The 26,338-nt window shown below is 42.1% G+C and carries 18 protein-coding genes and 1 tRNA gene; 10 read left to right on the top strand and 9 right to left on the bottom strand.

Annotated features, from left to right (window positions below; translation table 11 throughout):
• Positions 1-2 precede the first annotated feature (2 nt).
• The 6 genes from IQ457_RS08985 to IQ457_RS08960 all read right to left on the bottom strand — a co-directional run bounded on the left by IQ457_RS08985 (position 3) and on the right by IQ457_RS08960 (position 11,518).
• Complete coding sequence (locus IQ457_RS08985; RefSeq protein ID WP_200662895.1) at positions 3-989, bottom strand: DUF2515 family protein; 987 nt, start codon at positions 987-989, stop codon at positions 3-5.
• Between the two features lie 9 nt (positions 990-998).
• Positions 999-3,665: a DUF2345 domain-containing protein gene (locus IQ457_RS08980; protein ID WP_200662894.1), complete on the bottom strand. Its 2,667-nt coding sequence runs from the start codon at positions 3,663-3,665 to the stop codon at positions 999-1,001.
• Between the two features lie 114 nt (positions 3,666-3,779).
• A complete protein-coding gene (locus IQ457_RS08975) occupies positions 3,780-4,607 on the bottom strand; it encodes an OmpA family protein (RefSeq protein WP_200662893.1) in 828 nt (275 codons plus the stop codon).
• 65 nt (positions 4,608-4,672) lie between these two features.
• The gene (tagF, locus tag IQ457_RS08970; RefSeq protein ID WP_200662892.1) at positions 4,673-5,692 is read right to left on the bottom strand and encodes a type VI secretion system-associated protein TagF; all 1,020 of its coding nucleotides are present in this window, start codon (positions 5,690-5,692) and stop codon (positions 4,673-4,675) included.
• Positions 5,689-9,720, bottom strand: coding sequence for a type VI secretion system membrane subunit TssM (gene tssM / locus IQ457_RS08965; RefSeq protein ID WP_200662891.1), 4,032 nt, complete (start codon positions 9,718-9,720; stop codon positions 5,689-5,691). Before tssM ends, tagF begins: the two co-directional genes overlap by 4 nt.
• A gap of 91 nt (positions 9,721-9,811) precedes the next feature.
• Positions 9,812-11,518, bottom strand: coding sequence for a hypothetical protein (locus tag IQ457_RS08960; RefSeq protein WP_200662890.1), 1,707 nt, complete (start codon positions 11,516-11,518; stop codon positions 9,812-9,814).
• Between the two features lie 553 nt (positions 11,519-12,071).
• Here IQ457_RS08960 and IQ457_RS08955 point away from each other — a divergent pair.
• The 4 genes from IQ457_RS08955 to icmH all read left to right on the top strand — a co-directional run bounded on the left by IQ457_RS08955 (position 12,072) and on the right by icmH (position 15,920).
• Positions 12,072-12,893: a M15 family metallopeptidase gene (locus tag IQ457_RS08955; protein ID WP_200662889.1), complete on the top strand. Its 822-nt coding sequence runs from the start codon at positions 12,072-12,074 to the stop codon at positions 12,891-12,893.
• Positions 12,894-13,011: 118 nt separating this feature from the next.
• Positions 13,012-13,659 (top strand): hypothetical protein, encoded by a 648-nt coding sequence (locus tag IQ457_RS08950; protein WP_200662888.1) that lies wholly within the window; start codon positions 13,012-13,014, stop codon positions 13,657-13,659.
• Between the two features lie 9 nt (positions 13,660-13,668).
• Positions 13,669-15,015 carry a type VI secretion system baseplate subunit TssK gene (gene tssK / locus IQ457_RS08945; RefSeq protein ID WP_200662887.1) on the top strand — a complete coding sequence of 449 codons (1,347 nt, stop codon included), beginning with the start codon at positions 13,669-13,671 and terminating at the stop codon, positions 15,013-15,015.
• 92 nt (positions 15,016-15,107) lie between these two features.
• On the top strand, positions 15,108-15,920 hold the full coding sequence (icmH, locus tag IQ457_RS08940) for a type IVB secretion system protein IcmH/DotU (protein WP_200662886.1): 813 nt from the start codon (positions 15,108-15,110) through the stop codon (positions 15,918-15,920).
• A gap of 200 nt (positions 15,921-16,120) precedes the next feature.
• Here icmH and IQ457_RS08935 read toward each other — a convergent pair.
• Positions 16,121-16,196 (bottom strand) — tRNA-Asn (locus tag IQ457_RS08935).
• 328 nt (positions 16,197-16,524) lie between these two features.
• On the opposite strand from IQ457_RS08935, the gene IQ457_RS08930 reads away from it, so the two are divergent.
• The 3 genes from IQ457_RS08930 to IQ457_RS08920 all read left to right on the top strand — a co-directional run bounded on the left by IQ457_RS08930 (position 16,525) and on the right by IQ457_RS08920 (position 19,214).
• Positions 16,525-17,133, top strand: coding sequence for an acyl-CoA thioesterase (locus IQ457_RS08930; protein ID WP_144297161.1), 609 nt, complete (start codon positions 16,525-16,527; stop codon positions 17,131-17,133).
• Positions 17,134-17,317: 184 nt separating this feature from the next.
• Entirely contained in the window at positions 17,318-18,472 is a 1,155-nt protein-coding gene (locus tag IQ457_RS08925) for a cation diffusion facilitator family transporter (protein WP_200662885.1), read from the top strand.
• 52 nt (positions 18,473-18,524) lie between these two features.
• Positions 18,525-19,214: a DUF2059 domain-containing protein gene (locus IQ457_RS08920; protein ID WP_200662884.1), complete on the top strand. Its 690-nt coding sequence runs from the start codon at positions 18,525-18,527 to the stop codon at positions 19,212-19,214.
• A 255-nt stretch (positions 19,215-19,469) separates the two neighbouring features.
• On the opposite strand, the gene dps is transcribed toward IQ457_RS08920, so the two are convergent.
• Positions 19,470-19,955 carry a DNA starvation/stationary phase protection protein Dps gene (dps, locus tag IQ457_RS08915; RefSeq protein WP_068406213.1) on the bottom strand — a complete coding sequence of 162 codons (486 nt, stop codon included), beginning with the start codon at positions 19,953-19,955 and terminating at the stop codon, positions 19,470-19,472.
• A gap of 424 nt (positions 19,956-20,379) precedes the next feature.
• Here dps and uvrB point away from each other — a divergent pair, with 424 nt between their 5' ends.
• The 3 genes from uvrB (at position 20,380) to IQ457_RS08900 (ending at position 24,403) form a co-directional block, all read left to right on the top strand.
• Positions 20,380-22,491 (top strand): excinuclease ABC subunit UvrB, encoded by a 2,112-nt coding sequence (uvrB, locus tag IQ457_RS08910; RefSeq protein ID WP_200662883.1) that lies wholly within the window; start codon positions 20,380-20,382, stop codon positions 22,489-22,491.
• Positions 22,492-22,716: 225 nt separating this feature from the next.
• On the top strand, positions 22,717-23,787 hold the full coding sequence (locus IQ457_RS08905; protein ID WP_207161727.1) for a pyridoxal phosphate-dependent aminotransferase: 1,071 nt from the start codon (positions 22,717-22,719) through the stop codon (positions 23,785-23,787).
• Positions 23,788-24,025: 238 nt separating this feature from the next.
• Positions 24,026-24,403, top strand: coding sequence for a hypothetical protein (locus IQ457_RS08900; protein WP_102077848.1), 378 nt, complete (start codon positions 24,026-24,028; stop codon positions 24,401-24,403).
• Positions 24,404-24,549: 146 nt separating this feature from the next.
• Here IQ457_RS08900 and IQ457_RS08895 read toward each other — a convergent pair whose 3' ends face one another.
• Entirely contained in the window at positions 24,550-26,250 is a 1,701-nt protein-coding gene (locus IQ457_RS08895) for an alkaline phosphatase D family protein (protein WP_200662882.1), read from the bottom strand.
• Positions 26,251-26,338: the final 88 nt, after the last annotated feature.

The following is a 26,338-nucleotide window of genomic DNA, read 5'->3' as shown; positions in this document are numbered from 1 at the left end:
TTCTAATTCAAATTAATCCAGCGATCTGCCTTGTTGTGCCATCCTGCCATAGTTTGGAGTTGTGTTTCCATATAGGTAGATTCATTTTGCATTAGCCCATGAAATTTCTCAGCCGCCTTCCTAATCCAGTCCATACGGCTTTCATAGTCATAAACGACAGTACCTTCAGGTGCCCGTGAGGTATACTTGCCAGTATTCGTAGAACAGTCGCTAGTAAAAAATAGCGCTACTTCTGGCGTAAACCAACTAAACAGTCCCATTGAGTCAATTTCACGCCTGTTTCTCCACCCTTCATATATTAATGGCTGTAAAATTTTGCCTTGCTCATGTTCAGCTATTATCAATACATTTTGATATTGAGCTAGAATTTTTCTATCTTTATTGCTACTAGTTTCGAACTTTTGAACTTCACTAAAACCTTTTTTTATGAAGTCATTACTTTTAAGGTTATTAATTTTGGATAATGAACCTTTTGCCCAGTCTGCTTTATAGATAGCTGATTTTATTTCAGGAACAAGTGTATTAGTGTTTCGCTTACTCATACAATTGAAAAAAACTTCAGACCCAAACTTACTGTAATAATGATGCCACCCTGCGATATCTTGGAACAGCCAAAAATTGCCTTGGCCAAACCAATCACTAGCAGTAACGACAATGCCATGCTTAGTTGATGTCAGTGTCCAATGCTCTAGCGTACAAGCTACAGTTTTGCTCGCAAAAGCCCCGAGCGCCATCCAATAGAAGCGACCTTTTTTACTTGAATTACCATTTTCTTCAGTTTCCAAATAAAACCTTGCATAAGTACCTGCTATTCGTCTTGCTCTTACGCTATAACTGTCTACAAAATTGTAAGAGTTTGCTGATACTTCCTCACTTAAGCGTTTTAGGCAGAACTGTTGAGAGACAGACCATAACTCTTCACAGGTACATGTCGTTGGCAAACAGCTATTTAAAGTTGTATTGGTTTTAGCCTTTGCTTTGGTTACCATAGTTTTCCCTTATTTATTGTTTTTCTTATTAAACGTAGACCAAACTAGTTTTACCTTTAGTTCATCTTCTTTATCACCCGAGTCTACGCGAGGTGTCTTACCCTCAGTATCTGACTCTGACTTTATATTTACATTTTTACCCGTTAACAAGTATTTCATACTAGGTAATGGATTGCCCATTGGGTCAACCAACTGAATTTGCTCATCAAAGAATTCTTTTTCTAGCAGCTTATCAAAAGGTAGGCGCGATAAATAACTACTATCAACTCCGCCCCCAGTCTTACTATGCTTCCCTGCCTTCTCCGTAAACTGCTTAGCCGTAATGGTAATATCAGCACCATCAAGCGTGATACTGGCTCCACCAGCCGTCAGCGTAATTTTATTCGTCGCTACTATCTCAACTTCCTTAGTCGAGGAGGCGATATTTACATCTTGTTTTGCCGTGGCTTCCAGTTTTCCTGTATGCGCTGAGAGGGTGATATTGTCTTTGGCATTGGTCATACTAAATTGACCATCGGCTATTATATTGAGTGACTCGCTACTGACTTGGCTATGACTCTCCCCACTACTAACCATCATGTTCGCTTGAGTAGTAGTAATCATTTCACCCATTGAACGTTGAATGAGCATGTCTTGACTGACATAGCTACTATCAGCGGCACTATCAATGAGCGTGAATGGCGTTGTTTGATGGGTTTTGGTGTGCTGTTCTTCTGCAATAGTCTCAAGTTGGGTTTTAATCGCCTTATGGTCATTCACTTGTCTGCCAAGTCCCGTTGCTAACTGCGTTAAACGCTCCGCTAGGTGCTGTCCACCAAGACCAGTTTGGGTGAGGGTCGGGGTGTGGTGCTGGTAGTTATGCTGTCCAGATTGTGTGTGAGTCTGCGGCTGGGTTGATAGAACAAGTGCTTCGCCAGATTTGATACTGATTTGGGCATTGGTAGTGGCGCTGATGCCTTGACGTTTGGCGGTGTCTAATGGACTGATAACTCCCATTTTTAGACTGGCAGATATCCTGGCACTGTCTACTTTTAGCTGAGAGTAAGCTTGCTCTGTACGATGGTCAGTCACCCATTCAGATAGGCCGTTACCCGTGTTGCGATAACCGCTTTCGATCGCTTGTTCATTGTCAGTGGCAAATAGACTTGGGCGCGTAGATGACAATAGACTACCAATATTAATTAAATGTTCACCATCACCGATAGACTGCATGAGGGTTTGGTCATCTGCTCTATGGGTAAAGTGGCTACCATAATTGCTTCCTGCTTGGGCTTCAAGGCGATTGATAGGTTGGGCGGGGCTATCTAATAAATAGCTTTTGGTCGGCGTCATATGATTACGGCTATCAATTTCATTTTGCATTTCAGTAATGCCCGTCATTGGTGGCAACGCGTGTCTACTATAGAGCTGACCGACCCACGGAGTATTAGCAGTGATTAATCTAAGTTGGGTTAGGTGAGAGCCAGCCTCTAAAGAAGAGGCGTGACGCTGATGATGGCGGCGACTACTTGTTAATCCTGTCATATGAGCGAGGCTATTACGTGCTAAATGTACGATATGAGTGGTACGGTAATGCTGATTCAGTGCGCTATGCTCGGCTAATACAAAGGTATCAGCGATATTTAAATCTGTAGCATGGCTAAGAGCATGATAGACGCTATACTGACTTTGATGGCTGTTTGCGATGATAGCCGCCTCATCTATGGCCTCGGTATCCGTCACTGGAGCAAAGGCGGCAGGACTATCGAAAGTCAGCGTATTGTCGTTACCATTATTTTGCTTGGGGTTGTCATCGCCAAAAATAATCTCAGCCGTTTGAGTAGGGTGTGCAACCTTTGCGGCATTGAAGCGTTGCATGATGACAGAGTCAGGCTGTACCATAACATGCTCGCTGATTGCTAAGACAGGCGCATGAACACGATCGTGTAGTACTTGCTGATAGCGTAATGCGCCAATATTCTGACTGATGTTATCATTATCGCTTGGATATACTGAAGTTATGATCAGCTTCGGCGGGCGGTGCTCAGAAGTTTGCTGATGTCGCAGGTAAGCGGTTAAACCTTGACGCGAGAGCCGCTCACAAATATGTGACCAATCACTTATTTGCCATTGGGTCATACGCGCAGGTGCCCAGCTTGCATCTTCATCCCTGTTACTGTCATCGATGACTTCGATGTCTAGCGCCGCTGTGCGCTGTGCGACCATCGTTTGGACAGAAGTTTCAGTATCTATATGACTGCTTAAATGTTGATGCAAACGATAAGTAATAGGCTGTGCGAGTAGGCGGTAATAGCCATAGCTGCCATCATGATCCAATTGACAAATAGCGGTTAGATATAGATGGCGATAGCCGCTGCCATTCGGCGTATCAAAGCATAAGGTTAAAGGACTACCAATTAAATCCGTACAAGAAGAGAAGAACAAATGATGGCCTTCGTGAATGTAGACCTGTAGCACATAAGTGTCGATACCATGCTGTTGATGCTGATAACCGCTATTAGGATTTAAGCGCTCAATGATAGCTGCCTCATACTCGGCATTGAGCAATTCATCTTGCCATGTTTGATGAGCAACAATATCTTGTTTGGCACTGGCATAAGGAGCTTGGCTACTGCCTTCACTGGCATATAGCCTATCAAGATGCATGGGTAGCGCCGTATTAAGCAAACGTAGCATGATTGTTGTCCCATTTTATTAAGCAATGTAAAGCGGTGCTATGAAGCGTATAAATTGCCAAGTTTTATCATTCTGAGTGAGTTATCACTAATAATGGTTACTAGCAAATAAAGGTTATTCAGCAAGGGTAAACTCGATACGCCGATTACGCGTGCGTCCTTCTTCATTATCATTGCTAGCAATAGGGTCTAGATCCCCCTTGCCAGCAGTACTTAGGCGAGCAGCATCAATGTTGCGACCAATAAGATACTGTTTTACCGCTTCTGCACGCTGATTCGATAGTGTTAAATTACTAGCAGAATTACCGACATTGTCTGTATGTCCGGTGATAGTTACAGGTTTATCACCGACCCGCTGTAATACCCCTGCCATATCATCTAAGATACCAAGCCCCATTGGGGTTAAGTTGGCACTTCCTGATTCAAACTCAACGATACGATTGCCTAAAGTCTCATCTATGAGTTGTTGTTCGCCTTGAGTGACAACAAGCTGATTCTCTAATTGATAAAGATCGGTCAAACGCGTATGAATGCGGTTTTGGATGGCTTGTTTTTGTTCAAGGCTGCTGACTTTGCCATGTAGGCTAATAGTCGTACCATGAATATCTATCCGACCTTGACGTATATTGGCGATATCGCTGTCAATAATGGCAGTGGCTACTTGTTGCCAATTGGTCGGTATGTTGATATTTGAGCGCACCTCGATTTCATCTCTGACCGGTTTATCAGGGTACTGAGCCTTGAGCTTATCAAGAAGCTGCTGCTTATCTGAGCTTGTGGCAACGACGCCTTTTATAACCACAGGTACATCTTGATCGTTAGGTAGGCTATCTTGAGCAGCAAAGACCATCGCGCTCATAGATAAGGTAGTGATTGTTGCCAATAATAGGTTTTTTCTACTTCCTATTAGCCTAGAATTCTTGATTGAGAAACGAGTTAGCATGGCAGTACCCTTTTTTACTTCAATGTTTATCAGGTGTATAAATAGGAAAAAATAGACAATAAGCCTCATTGAGCTAAAAATATTTGCTTAAATAATTGTCTGGTGTCATACAAATAAAGATCGTCTTGCAACAATATTTTGTTGAATCGAGTCAAACCAATATCCTCATCGATATAGCTTTGTGTCCAACCACTATCTCCAATTGAGACCCAATCAGCAGGTAGAGTGTTCTTATGCGTTAATAATTGAGCAAGTAGCTGACTGTCCGGTTTGCTAAAGCTCAATAACAGCTGGTAATGCGCAGTGGTTCGATAAACATAGGTATTAAGCTGTAGTTGATGAGGCTGATAAAACCCATGAATCAAATCATGCCAAAAGGTTGCCATGTATATAGCAGTGGCCTTTTCAGCAGGTAGCGCCCAGCTTATAGATTTGTTTAACCCATGAAAGCCTTTAGCGTAAGTTGGTAAAAATAGTAAACCCGTGGCAATAATTTGTTGGACCAAATGCGCTTTATCGACACCTATTAAGTCTGCAATATCTTGCAGCGTGGTGGTATTGATGAAGTTGTAGTAGTGGGTACTGGCATTTTGATCGATAGCCAATGAGCAATCATTTAAATCTTCCATTACTTTGACAGTGTCGGTTTGAGATTTAGCGATCATTAAGGCGTCAGACACGTCATCCCATAAAGACAGAGACTTAATCGGTACATAATTCATCCAACTTTTGGGTTTATCGTGATACATCAGGCCAAAGCCAATCAAAGGGTAGCTGCGTTGATTGCTATCGTGACTGGATATCAGGACACCAGTGACGATTTTATTGGCCGTCGTATCGATGTGACTGAAATATAGCGCTGTGTCTTCTTTTACAGCGCCATTTCTTAAAGGTTCTTTCTCTAGTGAGTGCTCAGTTAATGCAGCTTGCGTCGTTGTGACTCCTAATATTTCTGATTCTGTTAGTGCCTGACTGACCCAAGTATCAATATCGTTGGTTTCACTGATATGAGTGCGCGTACGAATAAAGTCACCACGTGCAGGCAGTTTGCCAAAATATACTAATGGTAATGATTCAGAAGTCATGGATTTTGCTCCTGCGGCTCAGAGCTGGCATTAGCATCGCTAGTAGCAGTGTTCAAATGAGACGCTTCACTGACATCGTCATTGCCTGTTGCAGAGTTAGCTACGCCATTCGCCGCCCGTTCACTAGCATTCGGATTTTGCGATGCGGTGTTTGTGCGTGGCGAGCTACTCAAGGGTTGGTTTTGAGCGTTTGTATCACGCTCATTGGTATTACCACTATTGGATGCTGCTGTTGTAGGCTTTGCGGTACGCGTAACCCCAAGCCCAATCACTTCGTTAGGCAGTTTCATACCTGTAAAAGGATTGCTTGAGCGACCTTGACTGGCGGTGCTGCTATTGCCACTGATAATCCTAAAGCGGACGGAGACAGTGATACCATCACCTGACCATGCCATCTCAAAGATATTATCACCAAGCTCGGTGCGCCGCGCGCTATTGATAAGGCGCTCCACTCCAAAGCTACCAGCCTCTTCAAAGACAGTGTAGTCTTTGCCATCATAATCCTTGGCTCTAATACTCGCACCTGGCTGGCTACTAGGGTTTGGCCATACAAATGTCGTCCACGCCTGGGTGCCCATGCGATAACGCAACTGCTGACCATCGACGACAATGGTGTATTCTGTTAAGCCACTAACTGGTAATGGCATAATCTGAAAGGTGGTTTGATTCGAGGCACCATTAGCACCTGCGCTGCCGTTCGTGCCACTGCCATTACCACCAGTGTAATTGACGAAGTAGCGACCAAAGTCAGCCACAAACTTCGGACTGAGTCCCAAACCTGCACCATTCCAAATTTTGCTAGATATCTGATCACCGCGGCGAATGATAAAGGGCGACAAGGTTTCATTGACGAATTTTGCTACATAGCCATCCTCACCAAAGAACTGCCCAATCTCAGCAGGCGTGGCTTCTAAATTGGCATTGGCAGTAAACGGATATTTATTGCCCAAATTGTCAAGAAAAGGCTTATAGACCTGTGCTTGCCAAACTTTGTTAATCTCATCTTTGGTAGGCTTTAAAAGCATATTAAATGAGCGCGTAAGGGACTCACTTAATAATGGGCGTACCAATTGCTTCATCTCAGAGTTGGCTTGACTGAGTATTTGTTCATCTAATATCTGTAAAGATTTGGTAAGCTCTGAGCCTTCAGGACTTAAAGTTTGTGAGGCAAACAACAAGGCATCGGGACCAATATCATCACTACGAGCGATATTATTAAAGCGGGTTCTAATATGACCCAAACTTGCCAAGTAGTTATCCAACAAAGACAGGTTTTGGTTGTCTTCTCTTGGCGTGACCAAATTATGAATAGCGGAGAACTCTTGCGCAATCAAGCCTGAATTCACGGGTGCAGCCGTAGGATTAGGGCTTGATTGGTTGTTATCTATCATGGCTTCCGCCTGACGGAGCTCCGCTGGGCTTTGACGAAGAATGGTTTGCTTAAACCAAGTTACAAACGAGCGCCGAGATTGCGCGCCATCAGCCGAAGACGAGCTTGTGGATTTATTATCCCATTGGGTCTGGCGATCAACGGTTTCAAATAGAGTCTTTAAAGGGGATTCTGTGGCATTAGACAGCTGATTTAATAGTACCGCATGATCGTCAAAGCCTTTACTGTCACGAATATAGACTTGTGATAAAAACCGCTTCCATTCGCTGATATATTCCTGCTTATAACGACTGACCAAATATTGGCGTATTTGTTCAGGACTACCGGTCAAGGTCAAGTCGTTTTGGCTGCTGGTTGCCAATACCCAATCGTCAGCCACCATCTTATTGGTCGCCGCTTTATCGATTTCATCACTGATAAAGGATTCCCATGCTTGCTTGGTAAAGGTGCCAGAAATCACATAGCTACCTAATAATGCTTCGTTACCTGTATTTTGAATAATCTGTGCCACCGTCACTGCTGGAAAGCGTGCTGATGAGCGCATTTTTATCTCAGAATAAACACGCTCACGTGCAGGCTGGCCCTTACTGACTTTAGATAAGTTCATGCGGGTTTTATCAATCAATCCTAAGTCGTTTTGAATCAAAGGAAAGTTTGGGTCGTTAATATGAGCCAAGCTAAAACTTAAAATCCGTTCGGCTTGTCGAATCATTTTATCGCGCGGCATATCTGCGCGATTGGCCTCAAGCCAAGTACGCCAAAAGCGTGTCATCTGATCGCTCAAATGGCTGGTTTCTAAATGTTCGTGATTGCTTAGCATCAAATACGCTTTGAGCGCATTGTAAGCATCTTCAACATCGGTAGGGTCTGATTGAATATAGGTATCAGTATTGCCAGCTGCAGACTCACTTTCTTGCGCCTCTGGCTCTTTAACGGCTAGTTGTGCCGTATTGGCATTGACCTCAGTAAGGAATTTTTCTATATTTTGTTTGGTAGGTGCTAAGACAATGATGCCAATACCGTTATAGTATTCTGATAGCAGTTTTTCTTTGAGCTTGTCGCCTTGATATAAGCCAAAACTTAACGAGAGAGGGCGATTTTCTTCGTACGCCTCAAGCTGCTCTATGCGACTTTGTAAAATACTGAGTGATTCTAGTTGTGATTGCAAATCACCGTTTGAATTTTTTTGGATTTGAGCCACTTGTTGTAAATCTGCTGCTACCCGTTCAGTTAGCTGTTTATTATTGGCATATGACAATGTCCATAGCCCAGCCGCCGCGCAGAGCACCACGACCGATGCTAAGGTTGCCAAGGCGCGATGGCTACGTTTATCACGGTTCTTGTACTGCTTAACCAAATGTTTGTCTTTTAAAATAACCTTGGAAAAAAGATCGTTTAAAAAATAAGGTTTATCGGTGCTAGTTTGCTGAGAATTAAGAGGAACGGCTGGTGGCTGCAAATCAAAATTTTGTACCATTTGTAGCGTCATCTGACTGCTAACTTGGCCTTCTTGGAGCGAACTGGTGAAATAAAAGCCCCGCAATATCGGCTTAAATTGAAAAGGATTGTCTTCAAACAGAGCGTGCATGAGGGTACGTATCATAGGACGCAATGACTGAAATTCCATTGGAAATGTCATTAAACTTGGTGAGACAGTACGCTGATGGCGTAACGACAGTTTGGTGGTGCTTAAATCTTTTAGACCATTGACTAATACGCCAAAATGCTCTTCAAAAACATCTGTAATATTGATATTGTCGGGATCTTCTGGATAAGGAATGGTCGCTCCCCATACTTGCCCGCGATCTTCTTGCTCATAATCATGAAAGAAATCACGAAATCCTGATACCAAATCCATCTTGGTAAATACCACGTAAACAGGGGCATAAACTTCTAGTTGTTCGGTCAAATCCTGCACACGGCTACGTAAGTTTTTGGCCAAATCCAGCGCATAGCTAGGCTCGTTTTTAGTCAATTCTGCAATGCTAACGGCGATAATAATGCCATTAATAGGGGCCTTGGGACGGTTCTTTTTCAGTAGGTTTAAGAATGACAGCCATTCTGAACGATCGTCTTCATAAGCAGAATAACGCCCTGCGGTATCGAGTAGAATTCCTTCAGTAGAAAAAAACCAATCGCAATTACGCGTACCACCCACGCCTTTGACTGATAGCTTGTTGGTTTGCTCCATAAATGGAAACTTTAACCCAGAGTGCAGCACAGCCGAGCTTTTACCGGCTGCTGGATTACCGATGACCATATACCATGGCAGCTCATACAATGCTGCTTTACCAGTTTGATCGCCGATTTTTGATTTACGAATGGTTTTAATAGCGTCTTGCATTTGTTGACGTAATGCTTGTACCTCTTGCGCGTTCTCATCTTTAGCAATGGCGTCTTTATTATATTCGTCGCCATTGTCTTCTACCAAATTTGCCAAGTCTGCCGAGGCAAGTTTGCGTTTTTTCCAAAAATAGTAACCTAAGGTGGACAGTAGGGCACACGTAACGGTAACAGCAAGAATAATGATGAAGGTTTTTAGTGGCACATAATCGTAAAGTAAAACCAAAGCGACGATAACCCCTAAGACTAATAATACTCTTGGGTGGTAAATAAGATGAAAAAATCTTGCAAACATACTTGCTACCTAATGTAATCTTAAAATAGTAGGGAGTTATCAGATCAGAGTGAACGGCGACTATAATGTCAAATAATGAATAAAAACATACTTAAGCGGCTTCCGAAAAATATTTAAGCCATAGCATACAATTATTCTTATGTTTGGTAATTAAAAACGATAAGACTGACTCTTGTTTATCGAGTTCATCTTGAGAAACCAGTAAAGATAAGCTTATATATGTCTTTAACCATAGGTTTGATGGCATATAATGCCCTAAATGATGTTCGTTTACCAGTACGTCTTTTTCTATTAATGAGTCGATAAATGTCATAAACGCAGATAGGTTGTAAGCCTGCTCTAATGGATTAATGTCCGTTAGCGCGTTTATATTGTTTTTAGAGGTTATGGCTTTAATGGTTGATCCATCAGCAATAGGTTCAAGATTTTGTCTTTCTATGCTTTGCATTTTAGGTTTGTCAACGGGGGTTATAGTCGACGTACCATTTAGTAATAAGTGCTTTATCTTTTGTAGGTTTTTTGCGTAGTGCTGGCGAATATCTCGTTCAAGAGGAGTCGCCTCTAAAGAATCGGAGTCAGCATCTGTAGTATTGTCTAGCGAATTGAGAGTATCGTTAGGAACCTTAGTCAGTAAGATAGAGCTGTTATTTTCTAAATTAAGAGCTTCTTGAGCAGCTTTATTAGAAAAGAATAACAAGGTTCCTGCTTCAGTTGGTATCGTATTATCGAGCGCAGTTTCATATAGTGACGACTCTACCCAAGCCTCATTAATTTGGGAATCTACTGTGATAAGCATACAAGCTACAGGAGTAGTGGCTTTGGCAAGCGTTATAAGATGCTCATCGATAAAGTCGAGCGGCTGATGGGAGTCATCATCAGCAAGTATAATGCTGACCTCGAATGACGAATCTGCTATTCCATAATCAGCCAGTTGCTGTCTGATAAAACGTATCAGAAAATCAGCGTCAGCAAGGTTTGGTATACACAAATAAATAGATAATTTTGGCAGAGCTGGGGCAGGCAAGTCCTTACGTGATTCTTCATCGTCCATATCACTACTGTGATTACTATTATGATTACTGCTATTAGCACCCATAAGGTAATGCGGCTGCCAATCAGGATGGATATGAATGGCTGAATTTGGCTTGTCATTATCTTGTTCAAGATAAGAGAAATGTTGAGCGAGTAGGGAGAGTAACTCATCACTCAGTCGTAGCTGCTCATCAATTAAAGCGCACAAACGCAAGGTCAGCGTGTCTGTAGATTGCGCCCGATCTTCCTCATCGTCGTCGTTATATGTTTCGTCATAAATCTCATAATTGTCTGCTTCGATTTCAAAATCATTCTTATTTTGAGAAAGATATAACGGGTTTTGCTCAGTTATCACTCTCTCTATTGGCTTGATTAGAATCGGTAAACCATCAAAATCAGATAAATCTTCACTCAATACCGTGAGGTCGTTTTTATTATCTATTATCTCAGACCAGCTATTCCCTTCCGGTAAGCTGATGCTAGCTTTGATAAACAATCGGTAGGTTTCTAAAGACGATAGTTCTGCCTTTTCGTTGGTAATAAGCTCGGTTTTATTTTCTTTACTGTCAGACTTATCTCTAAACCATCTTAATATTAATATGAAACCAAACAAAGATATCGGGATAATGATAAACCAAAGTAATAGTCTAAAGGCAGTAAGTTGTACTGCATTGTCTTTAAAATACATCCAAGTCAATAGTAAGTAAGCAATAAAAATAAAGGTTAAAGCATATAATGCATAGCTTAATCGTTTCTTAGAATGCACTTCAATACCTCTGATAGAACAAATTTATGACAGGCAGTTTATGGTATTTTCTTTATTATGGCTACTAAATATACCTACTTTAGTTTGTCATGGTTTTTAGACTATATCTATCAACCGTTTATCAGTTATTTATTAAATAATATAACTAAGTTCGGTATTTTAAGAAAAAATTTTGTTTTGTCTATATAATAGCGGGCAGTTTTAACGGTAATAAGTAAGCGATAGAAGCATTTAGAAAGGTACTTGCTGCTTACTACGTATCTTAAGAGTCTGACGGAATAACGTATTTAGCCCTATGATTTATTTGATAACCACGATATTTACGCTTATTTCTATTGTAGTGATAGTCATGCTATTTGATCGTCAACTATACGGTCGTTTTTATCAAAAGGCTGGTCATACTTTTCAGTACTTATGGGTATTAAAGGACAAAATTTTTTTGCTCAAGTCACGAGTAAGGCCAAGTATTAAGCTTACGGCTGAGCCTAGTAACTCGAAGGTTAGCCTTGTTACTTTTAAAAGTTTGAATAATCAATCTTTGAATATGAGTGCTATGGCGATACCCGCCTTTAGTTTATTGATTGTCTTAGCAACGACAGTGCTTTGTTATTTTCTAGTGACGCATAATTCTCTTGAGGTATATCGCACTCAAAGTGATACGCCAAATAACACCAATGCCCAAATCAATCAATTACTAATCGGGGAGCAGTTGCACCCGCCGCCACCACCACCCGTAGAATTGTTTGCTGAGCTTGAAGCGGAAATAGCCAGTTATCAAGCTACTCAAATGGAAGCCGGTTATTGGCCTGAAGCCGACACTGATGCATTATCAATCACAAGACCGCTTATGTTGCCTGAGCCTGACCTCTCTGATTTAAGCGTTCAAGACCATACTACCGGCTACTCAGGCGATATATTGGCCTCACATATCACAAACGGTCATATTAATATCAAAAATGCTGACCGTAATTGGAATAAAATGAATTCTGAATTTGTTCAGCGAATGTTGACTGTATATAAAGTGATGAGTGAGCAATATGGCTATGATATGGTGTTACTAGAAGGGTATCGTAGCCCTGGGCGACAAGCAAAACTATTGAAACAAGGGACGCATGTGACGAAGGCAGGCTCGTATAAAAGCTATCATCAGTTTGGTCTAGCAGGGGACAGTGCTTTTATTAGAAACGGCAAGATTGTCATTAGTGAAAAAGATCCATGGGCGATGCATGGCTATAAGTTATATGGTAAAGTGGCAAAATCAGCAGGGCTGGTATGGGGTGGTGACTGGCGTATGATGGATTTAGGGCATGTTGAGCTACGTAAGCCTGGGGTGCTTGGTCGCCCACAAATGGCTGAGATTTTAACCAATCAATAAATAGTTAGTAATGATGATCAAAAATTTATATATGAGCAATTGTATGGAAAAAATTTCAATAAAAGCAATAACGTGTTGTCTGTTAAGTATAGGGTTGGTTGGTTGCGGTAGTGATGGAGTGAGTCAATCAAACCAAACATTAAAATCCAATCAATCAACTTCATTGGTAGACAATTATCAATCTGCTAAGCAGCTTTATCAGGAAGGTGTAAGTAAGAAAAGTACCGACGCTAATGTAAATAGCAATGATAACGCTTATACAGATCTAGAAAAACTGAAAGCCCAACTTGAGCAGCAACAGCAACAACTTAGTGCGATGAATGCAGAACAGCAAGCGCTACAAACTCAGTTAAAACGGCAAACTATTAGTTTACAGATACTTCCAAGCATTGATGCAAATGCGGGTCGTCAAAAGCAAGGCACCGCCAGTATTGCTCATATTGCATTTTTAGAAGATGAAAGTCAGTTTTCAGAACTGTTAGAGATGGCGACTAAAGAGGTAAACATCATTCCTGGGCGTCAAACAGCGCTGAAGCTCAGTGTTCCGCAAGAGGCACGCTTTATTGCGATTAAAGTGGGGCTAAGGTATACCAAGAAGCGCTCACAGCTATTGATTCCTCTAAGTAGTGTCGACTTTGAAAAGCCGTTAACCCTGAATGTGGGCGCATGTGACGTGAATATCAAAGAAGGTATCAACCCAGAACTGGCACCTATTCTTGCTAGTAAACTTAAATATTATCAACAGTCACTGGTTGGTTGTGCGTAGGAGATGGTCTTGAGTAAAAACAGAGTATTATGGGGCGAGGGTTTATTTCTAAGGCCTCAGCATTTTCAAATTCAAGACACTTATCATAACTTGCAGCGCGCGCTCAGTATGATGCTCGTGCATCCTTACGCTTATGGTATCGCTGATGTGCAAATAGATAGCCAGCTGCTAGAAAGTCATATCTTAAGCTTTGAGACTATCTATGCCGTTTTACCCGATGGCACGATATATCAGGCGCCGCGTACAGATGCACTGCCTAAAGCGGTGAGGTTGGACAGCCAAGATAACGGCGATGAGGTTTATGTGTTTTTAAGCCTAGAGATTGTGCAAAGTAATGGTAGCAATATACAGACAGAGCATAGCGATAATCCCGCCCGTTATATAAGAGAGGGTATCGAAGCCCAAGATTTATATACTCAAGGTGCAGAAGCAATGATTGATATTCTGAAGCTATCACCAAGTGTGCAATTGAACCATACAGCGCAAGTACCGAGTCAAGATACGCTTTCTATTTTGATTGCTAAGCTGACGCGCAGTACGCAAGGTATCTATCAGTTAGATGAAGACTATATGGTGCCAAGCGTCCATATTATGAGCAATTCGGCGCTACTCAATCAGCTCTATCGTTTGATGACGATGATTAATACCAAATCAAGCTCGCTCTATGATCACCATCGCCAGTCTAATAATGATTTGTTAGAATTTCGCTCATCAGATATTGCCTCTTTTTGGCTATTACATACCCTAAATACTGCTTATTCACAATTGAGCCATTTATATAATAATGCAAAATTACACCCAGAACGATTGTATGAAGCGCTCCTAAATGTTGCCAGTCAGTTGGCGACTTTTAGCTCATTATATAAGGTGGGCGACTTACCACAATATCACCATAATAATATCAATGATTCGTTTACCAGTATCATTGGCATCATCCGTGAGCTTATTAATACCGTTATTGCCAGTAACTTTATCTCCATCCCTTTACGTCAGACCAAACACTCATATTATATGGGCGATTTGAGCAGTGACAAAATCACGCGTAACTCGCAGCTATATTTATCTATCAGCTCATCGCTACCGATGCATGAGTTAATAGATTTGGTGCCAAGACGCTTTAAAATTGCGACACCAGATGCCGTAGAGAAGCGCGTGCTATCTGCACTACCAGGTTCACCGATTTCACATGTCTCGCAAGTGCCAAGTGCTATTCCTGTCAGACCGGGCTTTAGTTATTTCACCATTGAGCCAGTAGGCGAGCTGTATGACGAGATGATTAGAGCTGAATCCATCTGTATTTATGTACCAAATGGTTTTGATGATTTAAAAATTGAGCTGATGGCTATCGTACAGTAATTTTTTTAGCATTTTTAAAATGGTTTTTAAGTGGCTTTTTTTAAATGAGTTTTTTAAGCGGATTTTTAAAATAATACGGATTAGGAACAATCATGCTCGGAAATAATTCAATCGGTTCCGCACCTTCTTTACTAGACTCAGGTGAGGTTGCTTCAAAAGTTTCAACCGCAGGGCTTGATAGACGTATCAACAGTCAATCGCTGGTTGATATTATGTATGACGGCTTTTATTTGGTTTTTTTATTACGCAATCATTATTTCAGTAACGAGCCTTGTCATTTTCGTCAAAAAATCTATGATTTTTTAGATAAGTTTGAGATGAACGCTCGTAAAAAGGGCTTTCTATCAGAAGATATCCATGAAGCAAAATACGCTTATTGTGCGTTGATTGATGAAACCATTATGACGTCTCAAGAGTCAGACTTTCAAACTCTAAAAGATGCGTGGGAGCTCAACCCTTTGCAGTTAGATTTGTTTGGTTCACAAATCGCCGGTAATGAGTTCTTTGAGCGCTTAGATGGGTTGCGCGAACAAGGAGAGCAGCGTTTAGCGGCATTAGAAGTTTATCACTACGCGATGTTGCTAGGATTTCAAGGAAAGTATCGCCTCGAGGCCCCTGAAAAGATTCGTTACCTTATCTCACGCTTGGGCGATGAAATCGAGCATTTACGTGGTAATAAAAACGAATTTTCACCGTTCTGGGCAATTCCTGATCAAATTAGGCATAAGCTCACCAGTGAAACGCCGCTTTGGGTGATTCTTGCAGTGATGGCAGTGCTGTTAAGCGTAATATTTGCAACCATGTGGCAGTTTACCAACAGCTTTACAAATAACCAGTTGGCCGCATACGACCATGTTATTCAAGAAAATAAAGAGCAGGCTCATATCTCAATCTTCTTACCCTAGTGCTTGTCTTCATTCAGATGATTATTTAGATAACTATTGATTAATGTGAAGGTGTGCCCTCATTATTAGCAATCGTTATCTTTAAATAATATATCACTTACAAAGAAACGGCCATAAAAAAACCCCCATCAAAGTGATGAGGGTCTTGGCAAATGCCATAATCGAATCAAAAATGATTCAAAAGATTTACGACTAAAATATGGCTCTCCAACCTGGGCTCGAACCAGGGACACACGGATTAACAGTCCGTTGCTCTACCAACTGAGCTATTGGAGAATAAGCGGTAAGGGTTTTATGACTTACTGCGAGCTTAGAAAGTCTCTAATGAGTTCTTGCTAAGTGGGGCGTATTCTAGCAAAGATAAAAAATACGTCAAGCTTTTTTTTGCAGATTTTAAAAAGATTGCGTTTTTACGGGGTAGATCACAGCGTTTGCACACCTTTCAGTCAAAATTTAATTCTAAAACAATGAGAAAAACTATAGGCATCTAAGTAAAAAATATCTCCTACACTCGCTCTAACGGTCTTTATTTGCGATTTAGCAACACCTGCTGTATAACGGATATTTAAAATAGACAGGTTTTACGATAACAGCAAGGAATATTATGTCGCAATACAATACCAGCTCTACTGCTAAAAGCGCCCCTTTAAATCATGAATTGTATATGTCGGTGCTGATGACGCCAGATATGGCCAATTTCATCGGCAACGTCCATGGAGGTGATTTGCTGAAGATGCTTGACCAAGTCGCTTATGCTTGCGCCAGCCGCTACAGTGGTAGCTATGTGGTGACGCTATCGGTCGATCAAGTGATGTTCCGCGAACCTATCTACGTGGGCGAGTTGGTCACTTTTGCCGCTAGTATCAATTATGTCGGCAGAACATCTATGGAAGTGGGCATACGGGTTGAGGCGGAGGACGTTCGCGCCCGTACGATTCGCCATACCAATAGCTGCTATTTTACCATGGTAGCGATTGATGATAACGGTAAACCGACGCCTGTGCCTGCCCTTGAGATTAAAAATGCCATGCAGCAGTGCCGTTTTGACGCAGGCTTGGCGCGTAAAGAGCTACGCATGCAAAGCTCGCATCGCCCGAGCTGCGACATCAATCAAATGATTGGCGAAAGTCTAGGCGCTGATAAGATGACGGATAAAAGCGGCAACGACAATGATATGATTGGCGAGCTTGCTCAGCATAGCAATGCCAAATAAGGCGCATTTTACCTAGCAAAATCATCAATACTTAAACAAAGTCTCACGAAAACCTTACTGACCAGTAGCGGCTATTTGGTTAAATTTAATGATAAGTAAGGCAGTTAAAAATAGTTAGCGCTCATGGCTTAACTTTTTTGATGGCTGTTTTACTTCATTATATTAACCATTTATTGAGACTCATATGAGTTCAAAAAACACTGAATCATCAAACATTCCTTCCAAAGATCAGCCAGCACCGCAAGCCGTTCGTACTCGCGGTGCTGGCAGTGCGCGTTCTATTGCCAATTTAACCAAAGATACTAGCAATCCCAAAGACGGTATCAATCCTAACCTCAATTTCACTAACGTCACGAGCCCCGAAAACATTCAGGAAGATAAGAGGCAGGAAGACGAGAAATCCTCGTCGCTGGTTACTGTGCTAATTGCCGTAGGAGCGAATGTTATTATTGCCATTGCCAAAACCGTTGCGGCATTTATGACTGGCTCTGCTTCTATGATTGCTGAATCAGCGCATTCGTGGGCAGATGCCGGCAATGGCACTCTACTCATCGTGGCGGAGAAAAAGGCGGTCAAACCTGCCGATAACAGTCACCCGTTAGGCTATGGTAAAGAGTCATACGTATGGTCTATGATTGCCGCTTTTGGCGTTTTTATGGCAGGCTCGATTGTTTCTATCTATACCGGTATCACCGAGTGGAATGCGCCTGAAACAGAAACCAATTACACCATTGGCTTTATTATTTTGGCAGTGGCCTTTGTGCTTGAAGGTTTTTCTCTAGTGCAGGCTTATTTACAAAGTAAAAAGCATGGTCAGGCTATCAATGTCAGTGCGTTAGGTTATGTGGTGAATACTTCAAACCCAACGTTGCGCGGGGTGTTTTTTGAGGATTTGGCCGCGGTCATAGGTTTGGTGGTCGCAGCAGCAGCGATGGGTATGCATGCCTATACGGGTGAGCCGTTCTGGGATGCCCTTGGTTCTATTATCGTTGGCATATTATTGGGTATGGTTGCCATCTTTTTAATCAATCGCAATCGTGATTTTTTGGTTGGCTATAAAGTCTCAGAAAAGACCCATTGCTATATCTTAACGGAACTATTGAACCATCCTGATATCGACAGCGTCTCTTATTTACACTTAGAGTGGGTCGGACCCAAAAAAATCTTTATGGTGGCAGCGGTCGATATCGCCGGTAATCAACAAGAACAGCAAATCGCGCAAAAATTTGAAGATATTGAAAACCAATTCCGTGCCAATCCATTATTTCAAGAAGCGATTTTGACATTATCTGTTCCCGATGCTGAGGTTTTACGTTTACCGGATGAGCAGTGTGCTTAATAAATCTTGCCAAATAATAAATAATCGTCACCTATAATAATAAGAGTCTTATATGAAAAATTACCTAAAATCTTCCAAAAAAAATACCAGTCGGCGTCCTACTAGCATCAATCCATTGCTTACTTTGGTGGTGACAACGCTTCTATCAGCACCTATCGCCAATGCCAATGCAGAATTGATTGTCCATAGTGAGCCAAATAGGGTTAGTAAGGGCACCAATAATATTGCCAAGCAGCAAATGAACAATCAAGCACCAACTGATGTGTCTATCATTAAACTGATGCAAGTGATGCATATCGACGCGCAGATTCAGTCTATCGTCAATGGCCAACAAGCGGCCATCGATGCCATTAATACGCAAACCAAAAACCAGAATCAAAGTAGTAATCAGCGCGCCAGTGACCAACAGTTAAATAAGCGCCAACGCGAGCTACAAGAGCAAATTCAGAGCGTGTTAGGTCAATATACGAAGATTATGACTGAGGGTATCGGCAATGCAGCCGACGCACAAACTTTGACGCAAGCTTATATCAGTGCCGCTAAGACTTACTATACGCAGGCTGAAGTCGATGCCCAGATTAAATTCTACGATACGGCGGTAGGGCAAAGTATCCTTGCCAAGCAGCCACAAATTACCGCGGCTTTTTTACAGCAATCCTTGCCTGAAGATACCAGCGAGACTGAAGCGCAATTAAGCGAGCTATTGCCGCAAATGAAGCAGATTATTAAAGGCGTATTTTAAAGTCATTATTTTTTAGTCTAATTCTAACCCGTTTTAATACCCGTCTTTAAAATCAATTTTTCTTGCTTGCTTGCTGTGCCTTCGCAGACAGAGTCTATAAAAAATTTATATCAGCCATACCGTCGCGTTTTTAGGATGTTTTGACTATAACAGCAATTTATAAACATAAGGTTTTAGAGATAAAAAAAGGTCACTATAAAAGTGACCTTTTTTTATACTTATCTGAATACCATTTATAGATTTATTCAGTCATTGTTATTTTTTCTTGGGGGCATTAGCACCGATGAACCAAGCGTCTTTATCGACAATACGGCTTACTTCGGTCAATAAATCTGCCGTATCTTCATCGCCTGCATCACCCGCGGTATCAATACCTTCACGCAGTGAAGCGGCAATGGTTTTATAGCGATTGGTAAGCTCGCGTACGTGCTCATCAACTTCTGTGATATCAGTTGGATAAGTCTCTAAGATAGAGTCTTCGACCACACGCTTAGAGATACCGTTGGCTTTACCGCCAAGAATAACGATACGTTCGGCAACTGTATCAAATGCTTCAGTCAAACGCTCATAAGTCTCATCTAACAATTGATGTACGCCAATAAAGCCAGTACCTTGTAAGTTCCAATGGCACTGCTTACTGTCCATACTTAGGTCAATCAGATTGGCTAAGTTAGCGTTTAACAGTTCAACCATTTTTTCAGCGGTTTTATCATCAATACCACTTGCGTAACGTTCTCTCATAATTTACTCCATTATTTTAAGTTTTTATTAGTTGTTGGATTAATTTTTAAGCGTGTTGTTGCTTGTATTTATCGCTTCTTAATACTGCTTGTTCATTAATTCAGTGCCCATAGTAGCAATTTATGAGCGCGATTGAACCCCTAGGTTTTAGGCTTTATTAAGTGGTCGTGTAATGACTTTGTTAATCGTGAAAAGCTTTGTAAATTTAGCTGCCATTCTGTGCCTTTCCTATAAATAATAGACATTAAATGAATAGTAGTCGTTTTAAAATTACCACCAATGTAGCGCAAATTTTAGCTGTTAATTATGTGTGTAAATAGGAAATGAAACTCACGATTATCCTTTAAAAACTGAGCTTTAGACCCCACATTGTTATAAATCCAAATTCTTATAACCTTTTATAAATGTCAGGAAGAAAGCCATTATGCGAATGCCTGAACCGCGCTCGTCGCGTCAGTTAAACCAATTGGCCACTCAGCTGCAAGGCGAAGCTGAAATCAGTGGTGTCAACGCGTCTGGTACGCAAATATCAAGCCGCGCCTTTGAGATGGTCACCGACTTTGAGCCGGCAGGCGATCAACCGCAAGCGATTGCCAAGCTTGTTAATGGTATAAATGCTGGGATGGATGAGCAGCTGTTACTCGGTGTGACCGGTTCCGGTAAGACTTATACCATGGCAAAAGTCATCGCTGAATGCCAACGTCCAACCATTATTATGGCGCACAACAAAACCCTTGCCGCCCAGCTCTATGGCGAATTTAAAGCGTTCTTTCCAAATAATGCGGTTGAGTATTTTGTCAGTTATTACGACTATTATCAGCCGGAAGCCTATGTTGCTGCCAGCGACACCTTTATCGAAAAAGACAGTGCCATCAACGACCATATTGACCAAATGCGCCTATCAGCGACGCGGGCGCTGCTTGAGCGCCGTGATGCGATTATCGTGGCTTCGGTCTCCTGTATTTATGGTTTGGGCGATCCAGAAAGCTATCTAAAAATGCTTTTGCATGTCGTCGTCGGTGACAAAATCGATCGGACGGCGACCATTAAGCGTTTGGTTGAAATGCAATATAACCGTAATGAGTTAGATTTTGGCCGTGGTACCTATCGCTTGCGCGGTGAGCTGTTAGATATTTATCCTGCGGAATCTGAGCAGCTAGCGGTGCGCGTGCATTTATTTGATGATGAAGTGGAAAAAATCACTTGGTTTGACCCGTTAACCGGCAAAACCGTCCGAAGTGTGCCGCGTATTACCATTTATCCAAAATCGCACTACGTGACCCCGCGCAATAAACTGGAAGCAGCAAGTCATACCATTCGCGCCGAGCTTGAGCCGCGCTTAGAGTATTTTCGCGACAATAATAAATTGGTTGAAGCGCAGCGTCTAAAAGAGCGCACCCAGTATGACCTTGAGATGATTCAGCAGCTTGGCTACTGTAACGGTATTGAAAACTACTCGCAGCATCTCTCTGGCCGTCCGTCAGGAGAAGCACCGCCGACCTTGTTTGATTATGTTCCAGAAGATGCGTTGTTATTTATCGACGAATCACACGTGACGGTTTCGCAGATTGGCGCGATGTATAAAGGCGATAGATCGCGTAAAGAAAACTTGGTCAATTATGGCTTTCGTCTGCCAAGTGCGATGAATAACCGCCCGATGAAGTTTGAAGAGTGGGAGCGTATCAAGCCCAAAACCATTTATGTCAGCGCGACGCCTGCGCAATATGAGCTTGAGCATAGCGAGCAAGTGGTTGAGCAAGTGGTGCGCCCAACTGGTTTGATTGACCCTGAGATTGAGATTCGTCCGGTATTAACGCAGGTTGATGATGTATTGTCGGAGATTACCAAACGCCGCGAGCTTGACGAGCGCGTCTTAATCACAACTTTGACTAAGCGAATGGCAGAAGACTTGACCAGTTACCTTAAAGAATACAACATCAACGTTGCCTATTTACACTCGGATATCGATACGGTGGAGCGTATGCAGATTATCCATGAGCTACGAACGGGTGTCCATGATGTGCTGGTCGGTATTAACCTTTTACGTGAAGGGCTTGATATGCCCGAGGTGTCACTCGTCGCTATCTTTGACGCCGATAAAGAAGGCTTTTTACGTTCTGAGCGCTCTTTGATTCAGACCATTGGCCGTGCTGCGCGTCACTTAAACGGTAAAGCGATTTTGTATGCCGACCGTATTACACCGAGTATGGAAAAAGCGATAGAGGAGACCGACCGTCGCCGCGAAAAGCAAATCGCCTTTAACCTTGAGCATAATATCACGCCAAAAGGGGCGCGCCGTAGTATCACCGATAAAATTGATACCGGTGAAGACCTTGATGCTAATGACAATCAAGTGATTCCTGTGAAAAGCAATTTGCCTGATGTCGATATCAGTATTTTACGCAGTCCTGATTTGCTCGCCAAAGAAATCAAACGCCTTGAGAAGCAAATGCAGCAAATGTCACGAGATTTGAAATTTGAAGAGGCGGCAAAAACGCGTGATAAAGTATTGGAATTAAAAGCGCATTTGATTTAATGGTTTAATTCCGACTGAATGTAGACGTAGAAAGGTGAGTTGCATAGGCTGCAGCTCACCTTTTTTTACGGGATATTTAAAGTTAAACGTACTTCTATCTAGGTATATTAATAACTAATAATTTGCCATTAGATAACTTGTAATTATGAGAAATGCCACTTAAGATGATATGACGCAGCTGCATGCGCTTTATCATTCATGGACGACTTAGGCGGATTACCTATCATGCATAATATTATCAATAACAACAGTCATAAATTACTGAAGTTAGACTTTAATGAAAACTCTTTGGGCATGTCAGACTCTGCCAAAGAAGCCATCGCTAATGCTTTGGCTGGCGCTGCTCGCTATCCTGATAAACATCGCGCTACGCTGCTGAGCAAAGTAGCGGCTCTCAACGGCGTATCTGAAAATCAGGTTTTATTGGGCAATGGCTCAATCGAGAGTATCAGAGCAGTGGTGCAAATGCTGCATGACAAAGCATTAAAAACAGATACAAGGTTTCAGCTAATCATTCCAGACCCAACTTTCGGCTGTGCCGAGCTGTATGCACGCTCCTTAGGTATTTCAGTAGTCAAAGTGCCATTAACGCGCGATGACTATGATTTAGACTTTGATAATCTACAAAAAGTGGCTGCTCAATTTGACGGTATCAGTCTTTTTTATTTGTGCAATCCTAATAATCCAACGGCTATCATTACCGAAACGGATACGCTCAAAGCGTGGATAAAAAATGCGCCGAAAAACCACTATTTCTTAGTGGATGAAGCCTACTTTGGCTATATCACCGATCCAAGTTTTGTGAGCGGCGTTGAATGGATAAAAGAGGAACTATCAGATAACTTGATTGTCGTGCGCACTTTCTCAAAATTATTTGGGCTAGCAGGCTTGCGCGTCGGTTATGCGATTGCCAATCCACCGATGATTGCAGAAATCGGGTCTTTGATGTCTACGGATAATATCAACATGTTAGGTGCGGTTGCAGCAATAGCAACGCTAGAAGACGAGGCGTTTTTGGCGCATAGCTTACAAACCACCAATCAAGCAAGAAAAATGATGCAGACAGCGCTCGATGAGCTGGGGCTGCGTTATTTGCCCTCGCAAACCAATTTTATTTTTTATGAAGTCAAGGGTGACGTGCAAACCTATATCGATCGTATGCTCGAACATGGTATTGCCGTTGGTCGCGAGTTCCCTTCGATACCAGGTTTTAACCGCATCACACTTGGCACACCCGAAGAGATGACAGTCGTTATTAAGACGTTACAGTTATTTCGTGAAAAAGGCTGGGTGTAATTACGCACAATCGTATGATTGGATTTACCAAAAAAGAAGGGATGCTTAGACGGCGTCTTTTTTTTACCAACATCAAACGCAGTTTTACATATACTGTCTTAAAAAGTATCCGTACACCTTATAGGATAAGTTAATAAAGCATGATCTATCATAAGCAGATATGCGAGACGCATACCATTAAGACCATAAGAATAGACGTGCTAAAGGTTTTTAAAATTTTAAGACAAAGGGTGTATGTATGTTTGATATCAAATCTTTTTTTAAGAGAGAAGTAGAAAAAAAGCTCATGGATGTGGATGATTATATTTTTATGCCTGAGCGTATCGAGATGGCGCTTGAAGGCGGAGAGTTGAATTGTGTGTTAAATAGTGATGGCCGCGTCGACATTTTTTATAGTAAGCAGGGCGTGACAGAAGTCAGTTCGGCATCGCGTAAGCATCCTTTTACAGCGTTTGAGACCGAGTTATATCATGGCGTTTATGATGATGTCATCCATGCTTTGGTCAAAGAAGTAAATAAGATAATCGACGGCTCATCTAAGTATTTTCATCGCAGTAAAATATTGCCATCGACCGCGTCTTTGCCCGTTCGTCCAACGCCTAGCAATGAGTTATAAATTGACTAATCATAAGTACGTCAGTATTTCATAAATCCCATTAGCTAAATGAGTAATAAAAAAGGGTAAATCATATGACTCACCCTTTTTTTTGGCTACTATTTTTTTACCTTAAGTATGCAAAATACTGTGCGGAGCATATTGTGCTAAGCGCCACTTAAAACGGCAGACTTTTTCACTGCCATAGATTTGTTAGCATCAGATAGGGCAGCGACGTTAGTAAGCGGGCGCGATTGACTGCCGTCAATCAAGTGGTTAGTCTGTGTTTTAGTAATCAAGCTTTTTGCAAATTTTACGCTATCATCTCGTTTTTTTAAGGTGTCCGTATAATACCATTCACATTGAAACGCCTGCTCAGTGATATCGAGGAGCATATAACCACGTTCGGTCTGATTGTTAAATTTCTGATGCGGGTTTAGCTCAACACCTGCAGTTTCAGGAAAGGGCGAAGACGTCAATGCCGGACAGACGAACTCTACAGCTAAAGAACCTTTGCCGGTTAGAGGATTATAGCTACTTGCTTCAAAAGGGTTTTTTGCAATATCAAATGCAAAGGAAGCATGATAATCCCCAGTTAAAACAACCGTATTGGAGATATTATTTTCTTCGATAAAGTTGAGCAAACGTGTGCGTGCACTGGCATACCCATTCCAAATATCGCCAGAATTGGTGGCAAAAGTGCCTTTAAATGGCGCTAAAATAACTTGTTGCCCGAGTATTTGCCATGTTGCTTGTCGGCGTTTACCTTCGAGCATCTTTAAATAGAGCCAGTTTTCTTGTTCAAGACCTAATAATTGACGTTCAGGCTCGTTGCTGGCTTTGGCATCAAGCTTTTCGCGACCAAATATGCGCGTATCTAGCATGTTTAAATCGAATAATTTACCAAACTCAAAACGTCGATAGATGCGTAATTGACTGTCTAGCTCGTTGCTACTGTCATCGCGGATAGGCATCCACTCATGATAAGCGCGCACGGCCGACATTTTGCGTTCTATATAGCTGCCTTTACTCTCAGTATGAAAACCTGCACCACCTTTCCATGAATTGTCTGCGATTTCGTGATCGTCCCAAACAGCGATAAACGGATGCTGACGGTGACATTCTTGCAAATCGACATCGGTACGGTAGCAAGCGTAGCGGCGACGATAATCCTCTAAGCTGATAATCTCGTTTTTTGGCTCTAGCGGTCGCTCTTCTTTTAAATCGTTATCACGATAGAAGCCTTCTGGATACTCATAGATATAATCACCCAAATGTATGACGGCAGAGATATCGGCTTGCTTGGCGATATTGGCATAACCATTAAAGTAGCCAAAGCCATAGTTTGAGCAGGAAACCACGGCTAAGCGCACACGATCAACTTCGCTTGCTGGCAAGTCTGCTTGTGGTATGGTGCGTGTGCGACCAATAGGAGAGCGATAGCCTAGTGCTTCAAAAGCATAATAATAAGTGGTATTGGGTTGTAGGTCTTTAGGGTCGACTTTTACGGTGAAGTCGGATTGCGCTGTCGCTATTGCGCGACCTTGAGTAACGATGTTTTTCAGCGCTGGGTCTGTTGCTACCCTATAAGCAACAGGAATGCTGGCGGCTTGGATACTGCCGTCATTGGTAATTCGTGTCCATAGTATGACCCGATCTTGGAGCGGGTCACCACTGGCAATGCCATGCACAAAAGGTGCTGCGCCTTGATAGCCTAAGTCATCTAAACCATCTAAACCATCTAAACCATCGAGGTTATTTGGTGGCCTAACGTCGTCATCATCTGATGAGCAAGCACTGAGCTGAGTCAACACAGTACCGGCTATCGTTACCTGACCACCAAGTTTTATAAATGCACGTCTTTTCATCAGTCATCCTTGACATGGGTTAAAGATAAATTCCATTTGTCATTCACAATAGTAAATAAACTATATGAATAAGTTGGGTTGTGCAATT

Origin of the sequence: Psychrobacter sp. M9-54-1 (assembly GCF_016613355.1) — a bacterium.
In the GTDB taxonomy this organism is placed as follows: Bacteria; Pseudomonadota; Gammaproteobacteria; order Pseudomonadales; family Moraxellaceae; genus Psychrobacter; species Psychrobacter faecalis.
The sequence above is the reverse complement of the archived record's forward strand: the minus strand, read 5'-3'. Positions and strand labels throughout refer to the sequence as shown.